The sequence below is a fragment of the Terrabacter sp. Root85 genome, from assembly GCF_001429185.1.
Taxonomy (GTDB): Bacteria; Actinomycetota; Actinomycetes; order Actinomycetales; family Dermatophilaceae; genus Terrabacter.
Genome location: NZ_LMIW01000009.1, coordinates 387173 through 411655 on the forward strand (window position 1 = coordinate 387173; position 24483 = coordinate 411655).

A 24483-nucleotide genomic window follows, 5' to 3' on the forward strand; every position below is an offset into this window, starting at 1 on the left:
GGGTGGTGCGCGTCAGAACGCGGACTCGGGGACGTCCATGAGGTCGTTGTCGGTGGCCTCGGCGATGGCGCGCTCGGCGGCGAGCTTCGGCAGGACGTTCTTGGCGTAGAAGGACGCTGCGGCGACCTTGCCGCGGTAGAAGTCGGCGTCCTTGCCCGTGGCGCCGCCGTCGATAGCCTTCTGGGCGACCTCGGCCTGGCGGAGCAGCAGCCAGCCGACGACGAGGTCACCGGCCGCGAGGAGCAGGCGGGTCGTGTTCTGGCCGACCTTGTAGAGGTTTGCCGTGTCGCCGCCCATCCGCGGGTCGCTCTTCATGGCGTCGCCGATCATGTGGCCGACGATGCCCTGGACGTCCTCGAGGGCCCGGCCGAGCAGCTCGCGCTCGGTGTCGAGCGAGCCGCCGAGGTCCTTGGCGAACTCCTGGATCTGTCCGGCGACGTGCTGCAGGGCCTGGCCCTTGTCGCGGACGATCTTGCGGAAGAAGAAGTCGAGCCCCTGGATGGCGGTCGTGCCCTCGTAGAGCGTGTCGATCTTCGCGTCGCGGACGTACTGCTCGATCGGGTAGTCCTGCAGGAAGCCCGAGCCGCCGTAGGTCTGGAGCGACTCGGTGCCGAGCAGCACCCAGGCGCGCTCGGAGCCGAGGCCCTTGACGAGGGGCAGCATGAGGTCGCTGATCCGGTTGGCGACCTCGGCCGCCGAGCCCTTCTCGAGCGGCACGGCCGGGTTGCCGGCCTGCGCCTGGTTGACCGCGTCCTGCTGGCTCGCGGTGTAGATGACGAGGGCTCGCAGGCCCTCGGCATACGCCTTCTGGAGCATGAGCGAACGGCGGACGTCGGGGTGGTGCGTGATGGTGACGCGCGGCGCCGCCTTGTCGGTCATCTGCGTCAGGTCGGCGCCCTGGACGCGCTCCTTGGCGTACTCGAGGGCGTTGAGGTAGCCGGTCGAGAGTGTGGCGATCGCCTTGGTGCCGACGAACATCCGGGCGTTCTCGATGACCTTGAACATCTGGGCGATGCCGTCGTGCACGTCGCCGAGCAGGGTGCCGACGGCCGGCTCGTGCTCGCCGAAGGTGACCTCGCACGTGGTGCTGACCTTGAGGCCCATCTTGTGCTCGACGTTGGTGACGTGGGCGCCGTTGCGCTCGCCGAGCTCGCCGGTCTCGAGGTCGACCTGGAACTTCGGCACGATGAAGAGGGAGAGGCCCTTGGTGCCGGGGCCTGCGCCCTCGGGGCGGGCCAGGACGAAGTGGACGACGTTGTCGACCATGTCGGACTCGGCCGAGGTGATGAAGCGCTTGACGCCGGTGATGTGCCACGTGCCGTCGGGCTGCTGGACGGCCTTGGTGCGGCCCGCGCCGACGTCGGAGCCGGCGTCGGGCTCGGTGAGCACCATGGTCGTGTGCCAGGCCTGGTCGACGATGTGCTTGGCGAGCTTCTTCTGGTCGTCGGTGCCGAGGTGCCAGAGGAGGTTGGCGAAGGAGTAGCTCGCCGTGAACATGTGGATCGCGGGGTTGGCGCCGCAGACCATCTCGGCGACCGACCAGCGCAGGGAGGCCGGCACGACCATGCCGCCGAGCTCGGCGGGGACGTCGAGGTTGCCCCAGTCGCCGTCGACGTAGGCCTTGAACGACTTCCTGAACGACTCGGGCATCGTCACCGACTGGCTGACCGGGTCGTAGACGGGCGGGTTGCGGTCGCTGTCGAGCAGGCTGTCGGCCAGCTCGTGCTCGGCGAGGCGTGAGACCTCGCGGAGGATGTCCTTGGCGGCGTCGACGTCGACGTCGGCGTAGATGCCGGTGCCGAGGACGTCCTGACGGTTGAAGACCTCGAAGAGGTTGAACTCGAGGTCACGCACATTGCTCTTGTAGTGGCCCATCCGGGGACCCTCCACGTTCTGTCGCTCGTCGTGCGTCCGCGCTGTCGTCGGCGGGCGCGCCAAGTTACTGGCCGGTCACTTCCATGATGCTACTGACCGGTAACGATCGCAAGGGGGAGAGGTCACGGTTGCGCCACGAGCGGCCTCCGAGGGCGTATGCCGCCCGGCCGGCCTGTGCGCCACGCACCCGTCGCCGGGACGACCCGATCGCAAACGGGGTGCGTCACGCGTCGGGAGCCGCTGGGATGGGGACATGGACGCCCGTCACCGCCTCGCCCTGGACCCCTTCGACTGGCAGCGCACCGCCTCGGGCCAGATCCGCGTGAGCCGGGGTGGCCGGCTCGAGGACGCGGTCCAGCACGCCCTGGCCCGGGCGACCGGCAACTACCGGCCCGGCAACGAGCGCTGACGGTGGGGAGTGCCGGCCACCCGGCCCGCGAGCCCCGGCCGGACGGCATACGTGCTCGGACGGCATACGTGCCCGGACAGCAGAAGGGCCCGGTCACGGAGACCGGGCCCTTCCCATCTGGAGCAGGCGGCACGAATTGCACGTACGTCTTCCTTCTGGAAGAAGGCTGTTCTGCTACTGAACTACGCCTGCGAGGCGTCGCCAACCGTAGCAACAGTCGGGCCGCGACGTCCAAACGGCGCGCTCGGGCGCGCCGCCGGAACGCCCGCTCGGGTCCGGGCCGACGCGCTCGAGGTCAGCCGACGGTCACGAGCCGTCGCGCAGGCGGCGGGCGAAGGCCGATGACCGCGCCCGCAGCTCCTCGACACGTCGCTCGACGAGGGCGAGCGGGTCCAGGCCGCCCTCCATGCCGTTCGGCGGCCGCCGGACGTGCGTCGAGCAGCTGAAGTCGGCGTGCACGAGGGTGCCGAGGCTGTTGCCCTCGCGGCCGGATGCCCCGGCCCGCCGGGCCACGAAGAGGGCCACCTCGCTCGTCGCAAAGGCGTCCTCGCACCAGGCGCACATCGCGCTCGCCTTGCGCGTGCGCTCTGCGGTCCGGAGGAGGAAGCCGACGGGTTCGTCGTCGACCGGGACGACGGCGTAGGCCCGTTGCGGGTTGCTGCGGTCGACCCAGCCGAGGTAGTCGAGCGTCTCCCAGCGCCGTCCGAGGTCGAGGTCGGCGGGAAGGGTGGCCTGCTTGGCCTCACGCCGGGAGGCGTTGACGAAGGAGGCGCGAATCTCGTTGTCCGTCAATGGTTTCACGGTCTGTTCCTGTCAGTCGGGCAGGACCGGGTGACCCGGTCAGCCGGGGTGGGGGAGGTGGGGCGGGACCCTGACCGCTGAGCAGGCCATGACGGCCACCCACCTCTCCGCGGGCCTCCCCGCTGACGACTGACGTGCCCCGACGGAGCAGCGTCCATGGTGTGTCACGACGTCCGCGGTGGTCCACCGGTTTACCGGAGCGCAGCAGCGCCGGACTGCGTATGCCGTGGGCTACCGAGGACGTCCATCACGCCGCGGCGGCCGACGGAATGTCCGCTCCCACCGCATTTGACTTGTCAACTATTGCCACAATCTGTTCGTGTAGGACCCTTTTCGTGACCTGTCTGTCACCGTCGATGGATGCTCATCGCCCGGGGTCTCCCCCGAGCGGCCCACCGCACGCCGAGTCCTGTCCACCGGTGGGGCAGCAACGCAATAACGGACAGGAGTGGGGGACCCACTTTCGGGCCGGCCAGCCGGTCCTTGGGGTGAAGCCGCATCTGCGGCCGGGCATCTTCCGCCCGAACCCGACAGCTCACCTCACAGGCGTGGGAAGGAATCCACCATGCCCGCTTCTACCCTTGCACGCCGAATTCCCTTGCAGTCCCTGGCTATCACGCCACTTCTCGCAGCCGCCCTCCTCGTCGGGACGGGTACCGCGCCGACATCGTCGGTGACGCCCCAGGCGGCCTCTCGAGCGGGGACCGCTCCGGTCACCATCAAGGCCAAACCGGTCGCCTACGTCTCGGCCGCCACGCGTGCTGCGCGCGGCAGGACCGCCGTCAGGATCGCCGCCGCACAGCAGGGCGATCCCTACCGCTACGGGGCCGCGGGCCCGTCGGCGTTCGACTGCTCCGGCCTCGTCTACTACACCTACCGCACCCGTCTCGGCGTCGGCGTCCCGCGCACCGCCAACGCACAGAGACTCGCCAGCGTCCGCATCAGCAAGGCGAACGTCCAGCAGGGCGACCTCATCTTCTTCATGTCCGGGGGCCGCGCCTACCACGTCGGCATCTACGCCGGCTACGGCAAGGTCTGGCACGCACCCAGACCCGGCCAGCGCGTCCAGCTCTCGAGGATCTGGACGACGAGCTGGGTCGCAGGCCGCATGCCCTGACGCCCGTCACACCGTCCCGTGACCGGTGTCGGGCGCGTCCGCCACCGGCCACGGGACGGCGTATCAGTGACTGCCCCGTGGGCCTCTGTCCCCTGCGTCGTCCGACGTCCGGACCAGGGAGATCTCCATGACCACGTCACTGCCCGTCTTCGAGCTGGGCCGACCGCGGCTCGACCTCGAACGCGTCGCCGCCCTCGCCGCCGACCTGCTGCAGCTGCGGGGAGAGGTGACCGAGGACGGGGACCGTCTCTCCGTCTCCGACGAGAACCTCGTGCTCGAGGTCTTCACCGCCTCCGGCGAGCTCTTCGCGGCGGACCGGTCGCAGCTGCACAACCCATCCCTGCGCCCCGTGCTGCCCACGCCTGACGAGGCCTACGCGCTGGCGAGGGGTCTCATGGAGCGCCACGACCTCGCCCCTCGGACCGGTGACCTCGTCGAGCTCGTCGAGCTCGGCCCCGGCGGTACCCACGTCGCGGCACGGGCACGTCGCCGCGCACGTGCGGACCGGCGCACCCGGCAGCTGGACGTGCAGGCACGCTTCACCCTCGGCATCCGCAACCCCGGGGTGGACTCGGAGCCGAAGGTCCTCCCGGTCATCGGCGGTGGCGGGAAGCTCTCCTTCACCTTCGGTGACGGGGGGCGGCTCATCGGCGCCAACGGCGGCTTCCGCCCGGTCGGCGATCCGACGTTCGTCGACGCGCTCGACGTCGACGAGGCGTTCGAGAGGCTCGGCTCGGGCGACACGCTCGACCGCGAGGGCGCCTACCTCGCGTACTACCTCGCGCCGGGTGACGTCGGTCAGACGGTGCTCACGCCGGTCTGGGTCTTCACGAGCGCGTTCGACGTCGACCACGCCGGTGGCAGGGGCCGATCGACCGTGCACGGCCGCCACACCTTCGTGGCGGCCACCGACCGCGGACCCGTCTTTGCGCAGGTGGAGGAGCAGTCGGAGCGGCGGGACAGGCCCCCGGCAGCCCGGAGACCCTTCGACCGCAAGGGGGCCCGAGCCGACCGTGCAGTCAACCCGAGCGAGGCGGGCACCAGCTGGGTCAGGCAGATCGACCAGAGCACGCCCCTGGGTGGCAGCCCTGCCAACGCCCAAGGCTTCGTCGACGGCCTGTCGGCCGACGGGTGGCAGATGAACTTCAACTGGGGCGACCTCAACGCCTGGGAGTCGGACTGGCACTCCGACGACGACACGTGGGTCGACGCCGCCGACTTCGTCTTCTACACCGGCCACGCCAACCAGAACGGCTGGGTGCTGTGCGTGCCCGGCAAGAAGCAGTCGGTGCTCCTGACCCCGAGCTCCGTCGGTGCGGCGCCGGCATCACCCGGCGACCTCTACGGCCAGAACGACCTCGAGTGGTTCGCCGTGGCCGCCTGCGGGCCGCTCCAGGACGACGTCATCTCGGCCGGTGGCGGCGACGTGCTGAGCCGCTGGGACGGCGCCTTCGACGGCCTGCACACGATGCTCGGCTACGGCGCGATCACCTTCGACAACGCCGATGAGGGACGCAAGCTGGCCCGCTACACCCGCGACGGAATGAGCGTCATCGATGCCTGGTTCCGGACCGCCAAGGAGGTCCAGCCAGCCACGAACGGAGAGGCCGCGCCCGACGGCCCGGACGTGTGGGTGGGTGCCATGTGGGTCACCAAGGCGGGCGTCGACCCCTCTGGCGACCACATCTGGGGCCACGGCTCGGTCGCCGCCGACCCGACGGCACCCACGCAGCTCGTCTGCATGTGGACGACCTGCTAGGCGGACGTCGCGAGACGCGCGAGGGCCCCGAACGGCATACCGGTCGGGGCCCTCGCGTCGTGTGGAGCGAGCGACGGGAATCGAACCCGCGTATCCAGCTTGGGAAGCTGGCGCTCTACCATTGAGCTACGCTCGCACGGGCCGCCCGGAGGTGCCCCGCGAAAGGGTCCGCAAGGCGGCACGCGGCGTCAGTGTAGCCGACACCGCGCCAGTGCCAGGAACGCGACCCCAGGGGCCGAAACCGTCATGGATCTCGCCAAGCAGACCGCCTTCGTCGACCATGTCCGCGAGCGCGGCGGGGCGAGTGCCCAGGTGGCCGTCACCCTCGAGCAGTTCTTCGAGGGCAACGACTGCGAGTGGTGCATCGCGCCGAACCGTCCCGAGGACGTGCCGCTCGACACCGTGCGCCGGGTGCTCTTCGAGCTGCGCGAGCACCCGGAGGTGCACGACGTGCGGGTGGAGCTCGACGTCCTCGAGTTCCAGGACTTCCCCGACGACGAATGGCCCTACGCGAGTGGGGTGGCCGTCATCACGACCCTGCTCCCCGAGGAGGTCGACGCGATGACGATCGATGCCGACACCGAGTCGAGCGGCGGCCCCGCCGCGAGCGCGCAGTGGCTCGTCGACGGGCCGGTCGTGCCCGACGGTCACCACTACGTCGGCGTGTGGTGGGACTGATGGCTGCCGACGGCGGCCGGATCGTGACGGGAGAGCTCGAGCAGGTCACCGACGCCGTCTGCTACCACGGCGAGGGGCCCGTGTGGTCGCCGACGTGGGGTGGGCTGCGCTGGGTCGACCTTCTCGCCGGTGACGTCCTGACCCTGCGCGCCGACGGCTCCGTCGACCGCCTGCACGTCGGCGACGTCGCCGCCTTCGTGCGGCCACGCAGGTCCGGCGGCTGGGTGGTCGCGACCGAGCGCGGTCTGGCGCTCGCGGACGAGCCGGACGGCACACCCGCCCCGTGGTTCGACCTCTGGGACGACCCGGCGGTCCGGATGAACGAGGGCGGCGTCGACGGCGAGGGCCGCCTGTGGGCGGGGACGATGGGCTACGACCGCGTGCCCGGCAGCGCGCGGCTCTTCCGTGTCGACGGCAACGGCGACGTCACGACCCTGCTGCCCGACGTGACGATCTCCAACGGCATCGACCTCTCGCCCGACGGCCGGCTCGCCTACTACGACGACACCCCGACCGGCCGCACCGACGTCTTCACGGTCGTCGACGGCGAGCTCACCGACCGGCGCCCCTTCGTCACCCACGACGTCGGCCACCCTGACGGGCTCACGGTCGACAGCGCCGGCAACGTCTGGGTCGCCCTCAACGGCGCTGGCCGCGTCCGCTGCCACTCACCGGGGGGCGACGTGCTCGCCGAGGTCGCCGTCCCCGTGCGCCTCACAACGGCGTGCACGTTCGGCGGCGACGACCTGCGCGACCTCTACCTCACGACGTCGCGCGAGAACCTCGACGACCCCGAGCCCCAGGCCGGAGCCGTCTTCCGCGTGCGCGTCGCGGTGCCGGGGCAGCCGGTGCGCGCCTTCGCCGGCTGAGCAGCAGCCCCCAGACCACCGAGGGCGTATGCCGTGTGCCCGGGTCGCGCAGCGGGGCCCGGGCGCGCTCGGCACGCATCACCTCACGGCGGTGGTCCCGGGCGGGTCATCCCGCCGTCGGAGGACGGGCCGAGGAGCACGACCGGGCGACGCGGTCGCAGCCGGCCGGACGGCATACCACCGGGGTCGACGGCGGCGCCGTCTTCGTCCTTGCCGCCCACGCCGAGGAGGCTGCGCGTCAGCGCCTGCGCGTCCGACAGGAGCTCGTCGAGGGCCTGGCCGAGGTGGTCGTCGGCCGGCGGCTCGTCGGCGACCGCCGCCGCGAGGACCGCGCGCCGCACGAGCTCCTTGGCGAAGGACGCTGTCGTGCCCTCGGCCCGGGCGGCCGCGGCCGAGATCGCCTCGGGGCCGAAGAGGTGCCCGCCGTAGAGGCGGAGCAGCTCGCGACGGCCCTCGGCGTCCGGCAGCGGGATCTCGGCGGCCAGGTCGACACGGCCGGGCCGCTGCGACAGGGCGACCTCCAGGTCCTCGACGCGGTTCGTCGTCAGCACGAAGGCGACGTCGGAGTCGGAGTCGAGGCCGTCGAGGGCGTCGAGCACCTCGAAGAGCAGGGGAGAGGCCCCCATCGGGGCGAACGACCGGTCCTCGGCGACGAGATCGCAGTCCTCGAGGACGACGATCGCCGGCTGGTGCGCCCGCGCGACCTTGGCGGCGTCGTGGATGAAGCGCAACGAGCCGCCGCTCAGCAGCACCGCCGTCGTGCCCGGCGTCGCCGAGAGCAGGTAGCGCACCGTGTGCGTCTTGCCGGTGCCGGGCGGCCCGTAGAGCAGGACCCCGCGCTTGAGGTGCTGCCCGTGGGCCACGAGCCGCTCCCGGTGCTCGCCCATGCCGATGACGTGGTGCGCCACCCGGTCGAGCACCCCGTCGGGCAGCACCACGGCGGCCGCGTCGACGGTCGGTCGCTCGATGAAGGTCACGCCCGCCATGCCGGGGCCGTAGGGGTCCGAGCCGAACGTCACGACCTGGCCGCGGATGACGCTGCGCTCGTCCATGAGCTCCTGGATGCGCGCCATGAGCGCGTCGGACACGTCGCGGTCGCGGGCGACGACCTCGATGGTCCCGGACTCGCGCCCGAACTGTCGGTTCATGCCCTGCTGACGGACCGCGACGGCGTGTCCGTCGAAGTGGAAGAGGCGGATGCCGGAGGTCACGACCTGTCGCTGGTCGTCCTTGCCGGGGCCGGTCGGCATCCGGTCGTAGTCGACCTGGCCGACCGACATGACCTGGCCGTGGAAGCGCTGCACGAGGTCGCCGAGCGACATGTGGTGACGCGCGTCGCCGGCGATGCCGATGACGGCGGCGTCGGGATCGGCGCCCGCGACCTCGGACAGGGCGATGTCCGCGTCGACGAGGCGGTGCGGCAGCACGGTCGCCGAGACGACGGCCAGCAGGTGCGGCTCGACCCCGAGGTGCTCGCGCAGGGCGTCCGACAGCCGCTGGCCGGCCTCGTCGGACGGTAGCGACTCGAGGATCCGCCGGAGGACGGAGTGGAAGTCGGCGAGCAGGGCGTCGTCGGCGCGGCCGGAGCCCGGGCCGGAGGGGTCGGAGGGGTCCATGACGTGACGATAGGTCGCCGACGGCGTCCGTGGGGCGTCCGCGAGGGAGGAGAGTCGGGCAGGAGTGTCGGGGCGAATCCGGCCCGGCGTTATAGCCTCGTCCCGTGCTGCTCTCCGACAAGGACATCCGGGCCGAGATCGCCGCCGAGCGCGTCGTGCTCGACCCGTGGGACCCCTCGATGGTCCAACCGTCGAGCGTCGACGTCCGGCTGGACAAGTTCTTCCGGCTCTTCGACAACCACAAGTACCCCTACATCGACCCCGCCGCCGAGCAGCCGGAGCTGACGCGGCTCGTCGAGGTCGGTCCCGACGAGGACAGCTTCGTGCTGCACCCGGGCGAGTTCGTCCTCGGCTCGACGCTCGAGACCGTGACGCTCCCCGACGACCTCGCTGCGCGCGTCGAGGGCAAGAGCTCGCTCGGACGGCTCGGCCTGCTGACCCATGCGACCGCCGGCTTCGTCGACCCCGGCTTCTCCGGCCACGTCACGCTCGAGCTGTCCAACGTCGCGACCCTGCCGATCATGCTCTACCCCGGCATGAAGATCGGCCAGCTCTGCTTCATCCGCCTCAGCTCGCCGGCCGAGAACCCTTACGGCTCAGCGGCCTACGGCTCCCACTACCAGGGGCAGCGCGGGCCCACGGCGAGCCGCTCGTTCGCGAGCTTCCACCGCACCCAGGTGTGAGCGCCGACCTCGACACCACCGCGGCCGACGGCGACAGCATGCCGCTGGCCTCCCTGGTCTGGGACGCCCGGCCCGCGGACACGGCCGTCGTCGCCCTCGTCATGCACGGCGGTGCCGTCGACGGGCACGAGCCCAACCGGCCCTGGTCGCACAACGTCGCGCGCCTCGTGCCGTTCGCCCGGTCCCTCAAGAGGGTGCCCGGTCCGATCGCCGTCGCCCGGCTCCGCTTCCGCGTCCGTGGCTGGAACGGCGACGCGATGCCCGTCGAGGACGCCCGGTGGGCGCTGGCACAGGTGCGGGCGGCATACCCCGGTGTCCCGATCGCCCTCGTCGGTCACTCGATGGGCGGCCGGGTCGCGATGTTCGTCGGCGACGAGCCCGACGTCCGCCTCGTCGTCGGCCTCGCTCCGTGGGTCGAGCCGGGCGACCCGCACCCGGGCGAGGGCCGGCGCACGGTCCTCGTCCACGGCGACCGTGACGTCATCTGCTCGCTCGCCCGTACCCGCCGCGCGGTCGAGCAGATGCAGGCCGACGGTCTCGACGCCTCCCTCGTCCGCGTCGCGCGCGCCGACCACGCGATGCTCGTGCGAGCCCGGCTCTGGACCGCCCTCGTCGCCGAGGTCGTCGAGGCCACCTTCGCGAACGAGCTCGGTGGCACGGGAGAGCCGCGATCCGGCCCGATCGGGGCCGTCGTCGCCCGGGTCGTGCACTCCGGGGGCGTCACGGTCGACATCTGACCCTCGACGAGGATCGCGGCGCGGTCGGGGCAGGCGGGTACGTTGAGGGACATGATCCGCTTCGAGGGCGTGACCAAGCGATACGCCGATGCGTCCGGCACCGACCGCGGGGACGGGTCGGTCGCTGTCGACGACCTGACCCTCGAGGCCCCGACGGGCAAGATCACGGTCCTCGTCGGTCCCTCGGGATGCGGCAAGACGACGACGCTGCGCATGGTCAACCGGATGATCACCCCGACGTCCGGCACCATCTCGATCGACGGCCGCGACACCGCCTCGCTCGACGTCGCCGAGCTGCGCCGCGGCATCGGCTACGTCATCCAGCACGCCGGTCTCTTCCCGCACCGCACGGTCCTCGACAACGTCACGACCGTCCCGCGGCTGCTCGGCACCGACAAGCGCACCGCGCGGACGCGGGCCATGGAGCTCATCGAGCGGGTCGGCCTCGACCCGGCGATGGCCAAGCGCTATCCCGCGCAGCTCTCCGGCGGCCAGCAGCAGCGCGTCGGTGTGGCCCGCGCGCTCGCAGCCGACCCGCCCGTCATGCTCATGGACGAGCCCTTCTCGGCCGTCGATCCCGTCGTGCGCGAGCAGCTCCAGAACGAGTTCCTGCGGCTCCAGTCCGACCTCGGCAAGACCATCCTCTTCGTGACCCACGACATCGACGAGGCCGTCAAGCTCGGCGACCAGGTGGCGGTCCTACGCGTGGGCGGCGTTCTCGCCCAGCTCGACTCGCCGGCCAAGCTCCTCGCCGACCCCGTCGACGACTTCGTCGCCGGCTTCGTCGGCCGCGACCGTGGCTACCGCGCGCTCTCCTTTGCGGCGGCCCCCGAGCTCTCGCTCGCCGACGAGCCCACCGTGTCCCTCGGTGCCAGTGCCGACGACGTCCGAGCCGTCGGTACGCCGTGGGTGCTGTGCGTCGGTGCCGCGGGCGAGCCGTTGGGCTGGGTCCGGGCGGCTGCCGTCGAGTCCGAGGTGACGCGCACGGTCCTGCACCGCGGTGGCACTGTGGCCTCGACCACCGGATCGCTGCGGGCCCTGCTCGACGCGGCCCTGTCGTCCCCGAGCGGGCGCGGCGTCGTGGCCGACGACGACGGACGCCTCGTCGGCACCATCCGCGCCGCCGAGGTGATCCCCGCGATCGAGGCCCGGCGCGACGCCGTCGCCTCCCAGGCCCCCGCCGAGGAGGCGACCGCTCGGTGACCTGGGCCCTCGACCACATCGGCGACATCATGTCCCGCGCCGGCCAGCACGCCTGGCTCGCGGGGCTGCCGCTCGTGCTGGGTCTCGTCATCGCCCTCCCGCTGGGCTGGCTCGCGGCGCGCCGGCCGCGGCTGCGGGCCGTGCTGCTCACGACGACCGGCCTGCTCTACACGATCCCGTCGCTCGCGCTCTTCATCCTGCTGCCGCCGCTGCTCGGCACGAAGATCCTCGATCCCGTCAACGTCATCGTCGCGATGACCGTCTACACCGTCGCGCTGCTGACCCGCACCGTCGCCGACGGGCTCTCCTCCGTCGACGGGTCGACGCAGCAAGCGGCCATCGCGATGGGCTACGGCTCGTTCGCCCGGTTCCGCGCGGTCGACCTCCCGCTCGCGGTGCCCGTCATCGCGGCCGGCCTGCGCGTCGCTGCCGTGAGCAACGTCAGCATCGTCAGTGTCGCCTCGCTCATCGGCATCTCGCAGCTCGGCTACTTCCTCACCGACGGCTACGCCCGCTCCTTCCCGACCGAGGTGTGGGTCGGCATCGTCGCGTGCCTGCTCCTCGCGCTCGTCTTCGACCTCGTCATCCAGGTCGTCTCGCGGTTCCTCACCCCCTGGACCAGGGCGGTGGCCGCATGAGCCTCGCGACGATCTGGGCCTGGTTCACCGACCCGGCCAACTGGCAGGGCACCGACGGCGTGCCCAACCGCGTGCTCGAGCACCTGCTCTACACCGGGCTGACCCTGCTCATCGCGCTCGTCGTCGCCGTGCCGCTCGGCGCCTGGGTGGGCCACTCCGGACGCCTGCGCTGGCTCGTCACGGGCGCCAACGCCGCCCGGGCCATCCCGACCCTGGGGCTGCTCTTCGCCGTGTCGATGTTCGTCGGGCCGCTCATCCAGAGCGATCTGGCCTTCGTCATCCCGAGCATCACCGTCCTCGTGCTGCTCGCGATCCCACCTCTGCTGTCGGGCACCTACGCCGGCATCGACAGCGTCGAGCCCGCTGCGCGCGACGCGGCCCGGGGGATGGGCATGACCGGCTGGCAGGTGCTGACCAAGGTGGAGGCCCCCATCGCGCTCCCGCTCTTCCTCAGCGGCCTGCGCAGCGCGACCCTCCAGGTCATCGCCACCGCCACCATCGCGGCCTCCGTCAGCCTCGGCGGCCTCGGCCGCTACCTCATCGACGGGCTGGCCTCGCGTGACTACGTGCAGATGGTCTGCGGGTCGATCCTCGTCGCCGTCCTGGCCCTCGTCGCCGACGGCCTCCTGGCCCTGCTCGAGAAGAGGGCCGTCTCACCGGGAATCTCCGGACGGGCCACGCGTGTTGCCCGTTCACGCGCACGAAACTCCGATCCCCACTCCGAACCAGACCCCGACGGTGCAGACCGCTCGGACCCCGACTCGCGGCAGGCCGCAGTGGTCGGCTCCGGCAGCACCGGCCCCGTGGAGGCGACCGCCGCCACGGGCACCCCATCCGAAAGGGACCGACCATGACACGCACGCGCTTCCTCGCCGCGGGCCTGCTCCTCGCCGCCGTCGTGCCGCTCGCCGCCTGCGGTGGCGGCGGTGACCCGCTCGCCCCTGCCTCGAGCCCCGCTGCCGGCGGGACCGGTGGATCGACCGGCGCCGCCGGCTCGGTCAAGGTCGGTTCCGCCGACTTCCCCGAGAGCGCCCTGCTCGCCGAGATCTACGCCCAGGCCCTCGAGGCCAAGGGCATGACGGTGACGCGCCAGTTCAACATCGGCAGCCGCGAGACCTACCTCAAGGCCATCTCCGGTGGTGAGGTCGACGTGCTCCCCGAGTACTCCGGCACGCTTCTCACCTTCTTCGACAAGAACGCCAAGGTCACCCAGCCCGACGAGGTCTACGCCGCCCTGCAGAAGGCGGTGCCGCAGGGCCTCTCGGTCCTGGACAAGTCCGCGGCCGAGGACAAGGACTCCATCGCCGTCACCAAGGAGACGGCCGATGCGTGGTCGCTCAAGGCGATCCCCGACCTCACCGCGCACCAGGCCGAGCTGACGCTCGGGGCGCCGCCGGAGTTCAAGACCCGCCAGCGGGGCCTCGTCGGCCTCAAGTCGGTCTACAACGTCGTGCCCAAGGAGTTCCGCGCGCTGCAGAGCCAGGCCGCCGTCGCTGCACTGAAGAACGGCCAGGTCAAGGCCGCCAACATCTTCAGCACCGACCCGTCCATCGCGGCCGACGGCTTCGTCGTGCTCGACGACCCGCAGAGCCTCTTCGGCTCCGACAACGTCGTGCCGCTCGTGCGCACCGAGAAGGCCGACAGCCTCAAGGCGGCCCTCAACCCGGTCGCGGCCAAGCTCGACACGACGTCGCTCGCCGACATGGTCAAGCAGGTCGTCGTCGACAAGAAGGACGCGAGCGAGGTCGCCAAGACGTGGCTCGCGAGCGCCGGTCTCGCCTGATCCGAGGCACCTGCTGAGCGGCTGACGGCATACGCCTTCTGTCCGCAGGACACGCCTGAGCCCCCGCGTCGGATGCGGGGGCCTCGGTCGTGCCCCGACAGGACCCGGCCGGGCTGACTCGGCCGTACCGGGAATGTAGCACCGCCGAGAATGGTTCTCATTACAGTCGCGAAAACTCGTGACCCCGAGACCGAAGGAGCCCCCATGGCCAAGCGCACCGACCTGCGCCCCGTCGTCACCCTGCGTTCGACCGCCGGCACCGGCTACAGCTACGTGACGCGCAAGAACCGTCGCAGCAACCCCGACCGCATGGTGCTGCGCAAGTTCGACCCCGTCGCGCGCGAGCACGTCGACTTCCGCGAGACCCGCTGACGGCAGGCGCTTGCCGCGACCCGCGGCCGACGCGCAGTGGCCACGTCCGACCTCGGACGTGGCCACTCGCGTATGCGGGCGCGATCAGCGGGTGAGGCTGCCTGCCTGGCGGGTGGTCTCGGGGGCGACGGGCGTCGACGCGGGGGTGGCCCAGGTGACGCTGACCGGCTCGGGCGCGAGCGGCGCGAACGTGGCCACGACGTCGATGCCGTCGCGGAGGAGCTTGACGAGCCGCTCCTCCGGGTCGTCGACACAGGCGCGGGCGATGCCGTCCACGGCGAGGGCGACGACCTTGGCGGCGTTGGCCGGCCGGACGGCTGCGGTGTTGAATCCCATGCGGGCCAAGTGGATCCGTGCCCAACGCTCGGCCGCCGGCGCCGTTGTGAGCGCGGCGCGAGAGGCCCTGGACAGCTGTCCGTGAGCGCGCCCGTCCTGCTCGGCGAGGATGCCCTCGGCGTTGAGGATGGCGAGGGCCATGACGTTCTGGCGCTCCTCGGCGGCGACGGGCAGTGCCGCCCGAGCCGTGGTCAGCACGAGCGCCGTCGTGACCCGTGGGTCGTCCGGGTTGAGCCCCACCACCTCGGGGATCATCATCACGAGGCGCTGGCGATGCGTCTCGTCGAGCATGTCGTTGACGCAGCGCGCGAGGGTCGCGAGCACCGGGTGCGTGCACTCCGGGTGGTCGCTCCACCGCTCGCCGGCCAGGAATGAGGCCATCTCCATGAAGCACGCGCCCTTGCGCGAGCTGCGGTGGCGGCCGCGCGACAGCACCGGCACGCCGTCGGGCACGAAGGGGGCTCGTCGTGACATCGTCGCTCCTCGGACTTTCCCATCAAGGATCCTGTGCGGGTTCCTTCATGGTGCGCCTCAATCGGCTCCTTGACCACCCCTTCTGTCCAACCCCGTGGTCAGGGTGGTGGCTGTGGGATCGCGTGCACTCCTGTCGCTGGGCGTCGGAGTGTGTGCACAATCGGCCCATGCCCGTCGACGCGCACGCCGAGTCCGAGAGCGGCGGGGTCCGCGCCCACGTCGCCGACTCGTGGCTGCGCTCGGCCGCGGCCGGCGTGCAGGTCGACACCGTCGACGCGCCGATCACGTTGCCCGGGGACGCCCTCCGCGACCACCGTGAAGCGCACCCGCTGGCGAGGGTCTTCCCCCTGCTCGACGACGTGCTCGGCCAGGCGGCGCGCGACTGTGACGCCGTGATGGCGGTGTCCGACGCCTCCGGTCAGCTGCTCTGGGTGTGCGGGACGCCGAGCGTGCTCCGTCGCGCCGAGTCGATCGGCTTCGTCGAGGGCAGCAACTGGGACGAGCGGCTCGCCGGCACCAACGCCCCCGGCATGGCGCTGCGCCTCGACCAGTCCGTCAACGTGATCGGCGCCGAGCACTTCCGGCACTCCGTCCAGCGCTGGAGCTGCGCGGCCACGACGATCCACGACCCGTCCGACCAGAGCGTGCTCGGGGTCCTCGACATCACCGGCGGTGACGACATCGTCGTGCCGCAGACGATGGCGATGGTGCGCGCCGCGGCCCGGATGGCCGAGTCCGAGCTGGCCCGCGAGCTGCTCGTCAGCGGCCGAGGCGCCCAGCCCGACGCCGTCGGGCGCGGGCTCTCGGTGCTCATGGAGTCGCTCGGTCGCAACGACACCCTCCTGACCGTCGACGACGGCCGGGGCCACCGCCGGACGGTGCGGCTCAGCCCGCGGCACAGCGAGATCCTGCTCCTGCTCGCCTCGGCACCGCGCGGCCTCTCCGGCGACGAGCTCGCCGTCCTGCTCTACGAGGAGGACAGCAGCGCCTCGACGCTCCGGGTCGAGATGGGCCGGCTGCGCAGCCTGCTCGGGGAGGACCTCCTCGGCTCGCGCCCGTATCGCCTCGTCGCCGAGCTCTCCGGGGACTGGATCGGGGTCGAGGCGCACCTCGCCGCCGGTGACGTCGCGAGCGCGATGCGGGCCTACCGGGGACCCCTGCTCCCGCGGTCGACGGCACCCGGGGTGGTCCGGCTGCGCGCGAGCGTCGAGGGCGACCTGCGTCGAGCCGTCCTCGGAAGCGGTCGCGCCGACCTCATGTCGGCGTGGACCCGCTCCGCGTCGGGCGCCGACGACTACGAGATGTGGCAGGCGCAGGCACGCGTGCTCGGCCCCGGCTCGCCCCTCATGCCCCTCGTCCAGAACCAGATCCACCGCCTCGACCGCGAGCTCGGCCCCACCTGACCCCAACCGGGCGTATGCCGTGACGCCGCCACCCGGCATACGCGACGCAACGTGGTTGCAACGTTGCGCTGCCTACGGTCACGCCAACCCCTGGGAGGGGAACCACCAAGGATGTTGGGAGATCAACCATGACCGTCTACGCACCGCCCGGCTCGCCGGACTCGCTCGTCACCGTCCTCGACCGTTACGGCCACTTCATCGGCGGCAACTGGGTCGACCCGAAGAAGGGCCTCTGGTTCGAGAACATCTCGCCGGTCAACGGCAAGCCGTTCTGCGAGGTCGCCCGCGGCACCGAGGAGGACATCGAGGCCGCCCTCGACGCCGCCCACGCCGCCGCACCCGCCTGGGGCAAGACCTCGCTCGGCGAGCGTTCGCTCATCCTCAACCGGATCGCCGACCGCATCGAGGCCAACCTCGAGTCGCTCGCCGTCGCCGAGTCGTGGGAGAACGGCAAGGCCGTCCGCGAGACCCTCGCCGCCGACCTCCCGCTCGCCGTCGACCACTTCCGCTACTTCGCGGGCGTCCTTCGGGGACAGGAGGGTTCGAGCAGCGAGATCGACGAGAACACCGTCGCCTACCACTTCCACGAGCCCCTCGGCGTCGTCGGCCAGATCATCCCGTGGAACTTCCCGATCCTCATGGCCGTGTGGAAGCTCGCCCCGGCCCTCGCCGCCGGCAACTGCGTCGTGCTCAAGCCGGCCGAACAGACGCCGTGGTCGATCCTCAAGGTCGTCGAGCTCATCGGCGACCTGCTGCCCCCGGGCACGCTCAACGTCGTCAACGGCTTCGGCGTCGAGGCCGGCAAGCCGCTCGCCAGCAGCCCCCGCATCGCCAAGATCGCCTTCACCGGCGAGACGACGACCGGCCGCCTCATCATGCAGTACGCCTCGCAGAACATCATCCCGGTCACCCTCGAGCTCGGCGGCAAGAGCCCCAACGTCTTCTTCGAGGACGTCGCTCAGGAGCGGGACGCCTTCTACGACAAGGCTCTCGAGGGCTTCACGATGTTCGCCCTCAACCAGGGCGAGGTCTGCACGTGCCCGTCGCGCGCGCTCGTGCAGAGCTCGATCTACAGCGACTTCGTGCCTGACGCGGTGGCCCGGGTCGAGAAGATCAAGCAGGGCAACCCGCTCGACACCGAGACGACCATGGGCGCCCAGGCCAGCAACGACCAGCTCGAGAAGATCCTGTCCTACATGGACATCGGCCGCCAGGAGGGCGCGAAGATCCTCACCGGCGGCGACCGCAACGAGCTCGACGGCGACCTCGCCGAGGGCTACTACGTGGCGCCGACGATCTTCGAGGGCGACAACTCGATGCGGATCTTCCAGGAGGAGATCTTCGGCCCGGTGGTCTCGCTCACGAGCTTCGACGACGAGGCCGACGCGCTCTCCATCGCCAACGACACCCTCTACGGCCTCGGCGCCGGTGTGTGGACCCGCGACGGCTCGCGCGCCTACCGGATGGGCCGTGGCATCAAGGCCGGTCGCGTCTGGACGAACTGCTACCACCAGTACCCGGCGCACGCCGCGTTCGGTGGCTACAAGCAGTCGGGCATCGGCCGGGAGAACCACAAGATGATGCTCGACCACTACCAGCAGACGAAGAACCTCCTCGTCTCCTACTCGCCCGACGCGCTCGGGTTCTTCTGAGCGGGCCGGCCCCCGTGGCCACCACGCCCCCAGAGACGGTCGCACCCGGTGAGCCATCGGCTTCCCCCAGCCGGGTCGACCTCACCGGTGAGGCGGCGGACCTGCTCCGCCGCCTCACCGGGATCCACGGTCCGCTGATGTTCCACCAGTCGGGCGGCTGCTGCGACGGCAGCTCTCCCATGTGCTTCCCGGCCGGTGAGTTCATGACGAGCGAGGCCGACGTGCACCTGGCCGACCTCGTCGTCGAGGGGGCCCCGGCGCCCATCGGCTTCTGGATGTCGGTCTCGCAGTACGAGTACTGGAAGCACACGCACCTCACCGTCGACGTCGTGAAGGGCCGCGGCAGCGGCTTCTCCGTCGAGGCGCCCGAGGGTGTGCGGTTCCTCATCCGCTCGCGCCTGCTGACCGGCGCGGAGCTGTCGGCCTTCGGCATCACCGCTCCGACCGTGGGCCGGGTCGGCTGAGTCCGACCGGACCGTGGAGGTCCGCACCCCTGTGCGGGGGTGCGGACCTCCACGCCGTCGTGGGCCGGGTGTCGGCGGGCGTATGCCGTCCGACCGGCGTATGCCGTCAGGCGGGCGGGGCGACCGCCGCCCCCGACTGCCCCGACCGCGAGAGCGCGTCGGCGACGAAGCCGCTCGCCTTGAGCTCCTCGACGAGCTCGTGGAGGAAGGCGACGGTCTCGACCGTACGCGTACACGTCGTTCCCACGGCCTGCCCGATCTGCATGAACGCCTCGTCGACGACCCGCACGTCGTCGCGGCGCGCGGCGAAGGCCGTGACGGGCTCGCGGATGCCGGCGCCGACCTCGAGACCCTCGGTGACGAAGACGTCGACGCCCTCGTCGCCACGCACGACCGTCGCGTGCGCCAGAGTGCGGGAGAGGAAGAGGTCGTAGGCCGAGCCCTCCTTGACCCCCACCCGGACGTCCTCGCGGTCCACGTCGGCGACGGACACCACGGGCGAGTCGACGGGCACGACGTAGACGCCCTCGATGACGGCATACGGCGCCGTGAAGGCGACCTCGGTCGCCCGGGCCGGGTCGGCGGCGAGGAAGCACAGGTCGGCCGCGCCCGTCTTCATGGCCTCGAACGACCGGCGCGCCGCGTCGAAGCAGACCAGCTCGACGGGCACGCCGAGCCGATGGCCGACGGCGCGGGCGATGTCGACGGTCACCCCGCTGGGCGAGTCCGGTGTGCCTTGGGCGAGCACGGGGTTGCCGAGGTTGATCGAGGCGCGGAGGACGCCCGTCGGCGCGAGGTCCTGGGCGATGGCGGGCGTCGGGGTCGCAGTCACCCGGTCAGGCTACGGCGTCCTTGCCCCGGGTGGGCTTGCGGTAGAAGGCGATCCCGGGCACGGGCCGCTCGGCCTCGATGACGGCCGTGTCGGTGATCGAGATGCCCGGCCCGGCGACGATCGCGAAGAAGACCGTCTGGCCCAGCACGACGTCGACCTCGGCGGGCTCCGCCTGGCCGTCCGTGACCATGACGAGGACGCCCTGGCGCTGCTGGCTCTGCCAGCTCCGGATCCCCTTGTCCGAGCTCGAGTCGGGCGTCGAGACGCGGACGACTCCCTTGGCGCCGGAGCCGTGGGCGTCGGCCCACTCGTAGGTCCCGGTGCACGTGAAGGCGTGCGAGTAGCCCGACTCGTTGACGAGGCGGTCGCTCGAGAAGAAGTCCTTCTCGCCCGAGACGGCGAAGGGCCGGGCGTGCGGGTCGGGGCAGTGCCACATGACCATGTCGCCCGCGTTGACCGTCACCTTCGGGGCGTCCGGCACGAAGGCCTTGCCCTCGGCGTGGACGGTGACGAGCGTCTGGGCCATCTCGCCGCGCTTCGGGGAGTCACCTTCGACGACGACGACGTAGGGGTGGTCCTGGGCCAGGGCGGCGGTGCCGGCGTGGCCGATCGCGTAGGCGTAGGTGCCGGGCTTCATGAACCGCTGCCCGTAGCAGTCGGTCTGTCGCAGCGCCCTGCTGTCGAAGTGGTCGCTCATGGTTCCGCCCTCCTCAGGCGCTGATGTCGGCGCTGAGGACGAGCTCGTCCTCGGGCGCGTTGTGCTGGACCTCGGCGCCGACGGCGTCGATGTGGACCGAGACGGCCGGGTCGATCGCCGACGTCGCCGGCAACACCTCGAACCACTCGGGCTGCTCGTAGACCGGGAAGCGGGTGCCCGAGATGAACGGCGTGATGATGGGGCCGAGCCAGCCAGTGAGCCCGGCGATCCCGATGGCCGCGGTGACGGCGATGGCGAGCCCGGCGAGGAAGGGACCGATGAGCGGCACCCAGGCGACGGCGGCCGCGACAGCGAGCCCGATGCCGGCGACGATCGCCGCGGTCCCCGGGCCGAAGGCCAGGCTCGGCACGCCTTGGACGATGCCCTCGACCTTCCACACGCCACCGACGAGCGTCACGGACAGCCCGAGGTCGACGGTGGCCCGCACGAAGTCGCCGAACGACACGGGCACCGAGACGGTGGGCCACGTGATGTCGATCCGCGGGGTGCAGACCGTCCCGACGCACGGGATGTCGATGCAGACCTGGGGGATGTGGATCTCGGGGAGGAAGTCGCCGAGGTCGAGCGACAGCGTCGCGCTCGCGCTCCAGTCGAGGCGCAGGTCGGCGATCCGGATGGTGCCCGGCGGGATGAGGTCGACGGTGCCGTTGCTCAGGGTGCCGCTCACGGAGTAGCTGACCGCGAACGGTCCGAGGCTGGACGAGCCGCTCGTCGACTGCGGGCCGAGCCCGGCGACGACGGTGTCGAGGAAGTCGTTGGCCGCGCCCTCGTCGATGGCGGCGATGATCTCGGACATGTGGGTCTCCTAGAGGTTGCCGCGGGCGAGCACGCGGTCGGTGTCGATGAGCGGGCCGACCGTCGGGGTCAGGGTGAAGGCGCCGACGCGCAGCGCCGAGACGGGGACGCGGATCGCCGTGAGGACGGCGCGCAGCATCTGGCCGATGAGGCACTCGAGCACCGACTCGAGGTCGTCCGGCATCACGTCGACGAGCTCGACGGCGTCGACGGCGAATCCGAGGGCGGGCTGCCCGTCGAGCGTCGTCCCGGCGAGGTGCCCGACGGCATACAGCTCGATGGTCGTGCACACGGGGTTCTCGGCCTTGCCCGGCTTGTCGTCCCAGCGGGGGTCGTCCGGCTCGTTCGGGTGGTCGCCACCGTGGTCGCCGTGCGGGTCGTGCGGGTCGTCCTTGGGATCGTGCCGGTCCTTCGGGCAGTCGACGCAGATCTGCACCTTCGTCGACACGCTGAACTGCCCCGGGCCGAGGCTCAGCTGGGGCGGCAGGGGCGCGTCCTCGTCGTAGAGGTCGAGGTGGGGCACCGAGAAGCGCACGTGCCACTGGATGCCCCCGGTGCCGGGGAAGAGGATCGGCGGCATCTGCGTGTCGGCCACGTCCGAGACCGGCACGAAGGCCGGGGACCCGTACGACAGCAGGTGTGGTCTGGCGGTGCACAGCGCCGTCACGAGGTCGTTGAGGGCTGACTCCTCGGCGGAGACGAAGACCTCGGAGGTGTCGGTCAGGCTCATGGGTTCCCCCGGTGCTCGGGCCGGCTGCGGTGCGCCGGCTGCAGGGAGTCAGTGCGGCGGGCGCGACCCGCTGATACACGCCGACGTCGCGTGACGGCATACGCACAAGGCCCCCTCCGCGGGTGCGGAGGGGGCCTTCGTCAGGAAGCGGGCGTATGCCGTCCGGCGCGCTCAGGCGACCGGTGCGGGCTCCGGGTCCGGCTGGGGCTCAGGCGTTTCCGCCTCGTCGGGCTCACCGCCGCCGTCGCCGCGGCGCACGGCGGCGAGGAGCATCTGGGCGACGTCGACGACCTCGACGGCGTCGGTGGCCTTGCCGTCCTGGATCGCGGCGTTGAGGCCGTCGGAGAGCATGACCTTGCAGAAGGGGCAGCCGACGGCGATGCGCTCGGCGCCCGTCGCGAGAGCCTCCTCGGTGCGGTTGGTGTTGATCCGCGTGCCGAGCTTCTCCTCCATCCACATGCGCGCGCCACCGGCGCCGCAGCAGAAGGACTTCTCCTTGCTGCGCTCCATCTCGGCGTACTCCACGCCGGGGAGGATCTGGAGCAGCTCGCGCGGCGGGGCGTAGACCTGGTTGTGCCGACCGAGGTAGCAGGGGTCGTGGTAGGTCACCTTGGCGCCGGTCGACGCCGCTCCGGTGGCGACCGCGTCACCCGGGCGCGCGACGGGCGTCAGGCGCTTCTCGCGGACGAGGCGGTTGAGCAGCTGCGTGTGGTGCAGCACCTCGTACTGCCCGCCGAGCTGCGGGTACTCGTTCTTGATGGTGTTGAAGCAGTGCGCGCAGGTGACGACGATCTTCGTCGCGCCGACCTCGTTGAGGGTCTCGACGTTCTGCTGGGCGAGCATCTGGAAGAGGAACTCGTTGCCGGCGCGGCGGGCCGAGTCGCCCGTGCAGGCCTCGCCGTCGCCGAGCACGGCGAAGGAGACACCGGCGGTGTCGAGCAGCTCGGCCACCGCGCGGGTCGTCTTCTTGGCGCGGTCCTCGTAGGCGCCGGCGCAGCCGACCCAGAAGAGGTAGTCGACCTCGTCGAGGCTCTCGACGTCCTGGCCGACCTGCTTGACCTCGAAGGGGAGGTCCTTGGCCCAGTCCATCCGCAGCCGCGGTGCGAGGCCCCAGGGGTTCGAGTTCTTCTCGAGGTTCTTGAACAGGCCGTTGAGCTCGGCCGGGAAGGCCGACTCGATGAGGTTCTTGTAGCGGCGCATGTCGACGATGGCGTCGACGTGCTCGATGTCGACGGGGCACTGCTCGACGCAGGCGCCGCACGTCGTGCACGACCAGAGCACGTCTTCGTCGATGACGGCGTCGGGACCGTGCGGGTTGTAGGCCGTCAGCGGGTGGCGGATGTCGTAGCCGGTCTCGCCGACGAGCTGCTCGGTCGCGACGGCGCCCTTCGTGGCGTCGCTGAAGCCCTCGGCCGACTCGATGCCGCCCGCGCGGACCTCCTCGGAGGCGAGCAGCCAGGGCGACTTGGCGTGCGCGTGGTCGCGCAGCGTCATGACGAGCAGCTTGGGGGAGAGGGGCTTGTCGGTGTTCCATGCCGGGCACTGGCTCTGGCAGCGACCGCACTCGGTGCACGTCGTGAAGTCGAGCAGGCCCTTCCACGTGAAGTCCTCGACCTTGCCGACGCCGAGCGCGGCGTCCTCGTCGAGCTCGTCGACGTTCTCGAAGTCGAGCACCTCGCCGCCGACGCGGATCGGTTGGAGCTCGCCGAGGCTCGTGCGGCCGTCGGCGTGGCGCTTGAAGAAGATGTTGAAGAACGCGAGGAAGCGGTGCCAGGCGACGCCCATCGTCGGCTGGAGCGCGATGGTGATCATCCAGGCGAAGGAGATGAGGATCTTGACCGCGGCGATGACGACGATGAGGTTCTCGACGGCGCTGACCGACAGGCCGGTGAAGAAGTTGCCGATCCAGCCCGTCAGCGGGAAGTGGAGGGCGGTGTCCATGCCGGTGCCGGTCTTGCGCGCGAGGGTCCACTCGAGGGCGCGGAGCAGGCCGATGCAGAGGGTGACGCCGAGGATCGTCAGCTCGACGTAGTAGGCCTGCCACCACGTGGAGCCGAAGAAGCGGCTGCGGCGACCGTCCTCACCGGCGGCCGAGCGCGGGTGGTTCTTCTGGCGGATCGCCATGAGCACGAGGATCGAGAGGAAGCCCGCGAAGGCGAAGAAGTCGGTGATCCACTCGTAGGGGAAGAAGTGGCCGATGAGCGGCAGCACGAACTCCGGCTGGAAGAGCTGACCGAACGCGTTGAGCAGGGTGAAGAAGAGGACGCCGAAGCTGACCATCGTGAACCAGTGCGCGATCGCGACGACCGGCAGGCGCGACATGCGCGTGTGGCCGAGGAACTCGCGCAGCAGCGTGCGCGTGCGGGCCCCCTTGTCGTCGCCGCGGTCCTCGGGCTGGCCGAGGCGGAAGGTCGCGAGGAAGTGGTTGACCGTCTTGACGAGCAGGGCGACGGCGACGGCGGTCACGCCGAGGCAGACGACGACGGCGACGATCTGGAGCGCACTCATGCCGGGGAGTCTACTGACGCGTGAGCAAGCG

The 24483-nt window shown here is 71.3% G+C and carries 24 protein-coding genes, 2 tRNA genes and 1 riboswitch; of the genes, 15 read left to right on the top strand and 11 right to left on the bottom strand.

Going from position 1 to position 24483, the window contains the following annotated elements:
• Positions 1 to 12: 12 nt before the first annotated feature.
• Positions 13 to 1875, bottom strand: a complete 1863-nt coding sequence (locus tag ASE25_RS14010) for an acyl-CoA dehydrogenase (protein ID WP_056826157.1) — start codon at positions 1873 to 1875, stop codon at positions 13 to 15.
• Positions 1876 to 2128: 253 nt separating this feature from the next.
• Here ASE25_RS14010 and ASE25_RS23235 point away from each other — a divergent pair, with 253 nt between their 5' ends.
• A complete protein-coding gene (locus tag ASE25_RS23235; protein WP_200959118.1) occupies positions 2129 to 2284 on the top strand; it encodes a hypothetical protein in 156 nt (51 codons plus the stop codon).
• 118 nt (positions 2285 to 2402) lie between these two features.
• Here ASE25_RS23235 and ASE25_RS22835 read toward each other — a convergent pair.
• A tRNA-Gly gene (locus tag ASE25_RS22835) sits at positions 2403 to 2476 on the bottom strand.
• Positions 2477 to 2590: 114 nt separating this feature from the next.
• Positions 2591 to 3085, bottom strand: a complete 495-nt coding sequence (locus ASE25_RS14015; RefSeq protein ID WP_056826159.1) for an FBP domain-containing protein — start codon at positions 3083 to 3085, stop codon at positions 2591 to 2593.
• Positions 3086 to 3475: 390 nt separating this feature from the next.
• Positions 3476 to 3646, top strand: a riboswitch (cyclic di-AMP (ydaO/yuaA leader).
• 37 nt (positions 3647 to 3683) lie between these two features.
• Here ASE25_RS14015 and ASE25_RS14020 point away from each other — a divergent pair.
• The gene (locus tag ASE25_RS14020; RefSeq protein WP_235508687.1) at positions 3684 to 4202 is read left to right on the top strand and encodes a C40 family peptidase; all 519 of its coding nucleotides are present in this window, start codon (positions 3684 to 3686) and stop codon (positions 4200 to 4202) included.
• Positions 4203 to 4329: 127 nt separating this feature from the next.
• Entirely contained in the window at positions 4330 to 5961 is a 1632-nt protein-coding gene (locus tag ASE25_RS14025) for a DUF6345 domain-containing protein (protein WP_056826160.1), read from the top strand.
• A gap of 62 nt (positions 5962 to 6023) precedes the next feature.
• Here the strand turns inward: ASE25_RS14025 and ASE25_RS14030 are convergent.
• Positions 6024 to 6097: transfer RNA gene (locus ASE25_RS14030), tRNA-Gly, on the bottom strand.
• Positions 6098 to 6207: 110 nt separating this feature from the next.
• Here ASE25_RS14030 and ASE25_RS14035 point away from each other — a divergent pair.
• Entirely contained in the window at positions 6208 to 6639 is a 432-nt protein-coding gene (locus tag ASE25_RS14035; RefSeq protein ID WP_056774299.1) for a hypothetical protein, read from the top strand.
• A complete protein-coding gene (locus ASE25_RS14040) occupies positions 6639 to 7508 on the top strand; it encodes an SMP-30/gluconolactonase/LRE family protein (protein WP_056826162.1) in 870 nt (289 codons plus the stop codon). The genes ASE25_RS14035 and ASE25_RS14040 overlap by 1 nt, the downstream gene beginning before the upstream one ends.
• An 83-nt stretch (positions 7509 to 7591) precedes the next feature.
• Here the strand turns inward: ASE25_RS14040 and ASE25_RS14045 are convergent, their stop codons facing one another.
• Positions 7592 to 9124: an ATP-binding protein gene (locus ASE25_RS14045; protein ID WP_056774293.1), complete on the bottom strand. Its 1533-nt coding sequence runs from the start codon at positions 9122 to 9124 to the stop codon at positions 7592 to 7594.
• Between the two features lie 104 nt (positions 9125 to 9228).
• Between ASE25_RS14045 and dcd the strand changes: the two genes are divergently transcribed.
• The 7 genes from dcd to rpmG all read left to right on the top strand — a co-directional run bounded on the left by dcd (position 9229) and on the right by rpmG (position 14540).
• The gene (gene dcd / locus ASE25_RS14050) at positions 9229 to 9807 is read left to right on the top strand and encodes a dCTP deaminase (protein ID WP_020143865.1); all 579 of its coding nucleotides are present in this window, start codon (positions 9229 to 9231) and stop codon (positions 9805 to 9807) included.
• On the top strand, positions 9804 to 10544 hold the full coding sequence (locus ASE25_RS14055; protein ID WP_082622880.1) for a serine aminopeptidase domain-containing protein: 741 nt from the start codon (positions 9804 to 9806) through the stop codon (positions 10542 to 10544). The genes dcd and ASE25_RS14055 overlap by 4 nt, the downstream gene beginning before the upstream one ends.
• 51 nt (positions 10545 to 10595) lie before the next feature.
• Entirely contained in the window at positions 10596 to 11747 is a 1152-nt protein-coding gene (locus ASE25_RS14060; protein ID WP_056774290.1) for an ABC transporter ATP-binding protein, read from the top strand.
• Entirely contained in the window at positions 11744 to 12385 is a 642-nt protein-coding gene (locus tag ASE25_RS14065; protein WP_056826163.1) for an ABC transporter permease, read from the top strand. Before ASE25_RS14060 ends, ASE25_RS14065 begins: the two co-directional genes overlap by 4 nt.
• Complete coding sequence (locus ASE25_RS14070; RefSeq protein ID WP_056826165.1) at positions 12382 to 13239, top strand: ABC transporter permease; 858 nt, start codon at positions 12382 to 12384, stop codon at positions 13237 to 13239. The genes ASE25_RS14065 and ASE25_RS14070 overlap by 4 nt, the downstream gene beginning before the upstream one ends.
• Positions 13236 to 14168 (top strand): ABC transporter substrate-binding protein, encoded by a 933-nt coding sequence (locus tag ASE25_RS14075; protein WP_056826167.1) that lies wholly within the window; start codon positions 13236 to 13238, stop codon positions 14166 to 14168. The genes ASE25_RS14070 and ASE25_RS14075 overlap by 4 nt, the downstream gene beginning before the upstream one ends.
• Positions 14169 to 14372: 204 nt before the next feature.
• The gene (gene rpmG / locus ASE25_RS14080; RefSeq protein ID WP_020143871.1) at positions 14373 to 14540 is read left to right on the top strand and encodes a 50S ribosomal protein L33; all 168 of its coding nucleotides are present in this window, start codon (positions 14373 to 14375) and stop codon (positions 14538 to 14540) included.
• A gap of 84 nt (positions 14541 to 14624) precedes the next feature.
• Here rpmG and ASE25_RS14085 read toward each other — a convergent pair whose 3' ends face one another.
• Positions 14625 to 15350, bottom strand: a complete 726-nt coding sequence (locus ASE25_RS14085; protein WP_056826169.1) for a hypothetical protein — start codon at positions 15348 to 15350, stop codon at positions 14625 to 14627.
• A 167-nt stretch (positions 15351 to 15517) separates the two neighbouring features.
• Between ASE25_RS14085 and ASE25_RS14090 the strand changes: the two genes are divergently transcribed.
• From ASE25_RS14090 to ASE25_RS14100, 3 genes are all read left to right on the top strand, one after another.
• Positions 15518 to 16753 (top strand): GAF domain-containing protein, encoded by a 1236-nt coding sequence (locus tag ASE25_RS14090; RefSeq protein ID WP_056826172.1) that lies wholly within the window; start codon positions 15518 to 15520, stop codon positions 16751 to 16753.
• A gap of 128 nt (positions 16754 to 16881) precedes the next feature.
• Positions 16882 to 18405, top strand: a complete 1524-nt coding sequence (locus tag ASE25_RS14095) for an aldehyde dehydrogenase family protein (protein WP_056826175.1) — start codon at positions 16882 to 16884, stop codon at positions 18403 to 18405.
• Positions 18406 to 18419: 14 nt separating this feature from the next.
• A complete protein-coding gene (locus tag ASE25_RS14100; protein ID WP_056774267.1) occupies positions 18420 to 18869 on the top strand; it encodes a DUF779 domain-containing protein in 450 nt (149 codons plus the stop codon).
• 106 nt (positions 18870 to 18975) lie between these two features.
• On the opposite strand, the gene ASE25_RS14105 is transcribed toward ASE25_RS14100, so the two are convergent.
• From ASE25_RS14105 to ASE25_RS14125, 5 genes are all read right to left on the bottom strand, one after another.
• A complete protein-coding gene (locus ASE25_RS14105; protein WP_056826176.1) occupies positions 18976 to 19701 on the bottom strand; it encodes a transporter substrate-binding domain-containing protein in 726 nt (241 codons plus the stop codon).
• A gap of 4 nt (positions 19702 to 19705) precedes the next feature.
• The gene (locus ASE25_RS14110; protein ID WP_056826179.1) at positions 19706 to 20398 is read right to left on the bottom strand and encodes a hypothetical protein; all 693 of its coding nucleotides are present in this window, start codon (positions 20396 to 20398) and stop codon (positions 19706 to 19708) included.
• 13 nt (positions 20399 to 20411) lie between these two features.
• Entirely contained in the window at positions 20412 to 21215 is an 804-nt protein-coding gene (locus tag ASE25_RS14115; RefSeq protein ID WP_020143878.1) for a hypothetical protein, read from the bottom strand.
• Between the two features lie 9 nt (positions 21216 to 21224).
• Positions 21225 to 21944, bottom strand: a complete 720-nt coding sequence (locus tag ASE25_RS14120) for a hypothetical protein (RefSeq protein ID WP_056826181.1) — start codon at positions 21942 to 21944, stop codon at positions 21225 to 21227.
• Between the two features lie 171 nt (positions 21945 to 22115).
• Positions 22116 to 24452: a (Fe-S)-binding protein gene (locus tag ASE25_RS14125; RefSeq protein ID WP_056774257.1), complete on the bottom strand. Its 2337-nt coding sequence runs from the start codon at positions 24450 to 24452 to the stop codon at positions 22116 to 22118.
• Positions 24453 to 24483 lie beyond the last annotated feature (31 nt).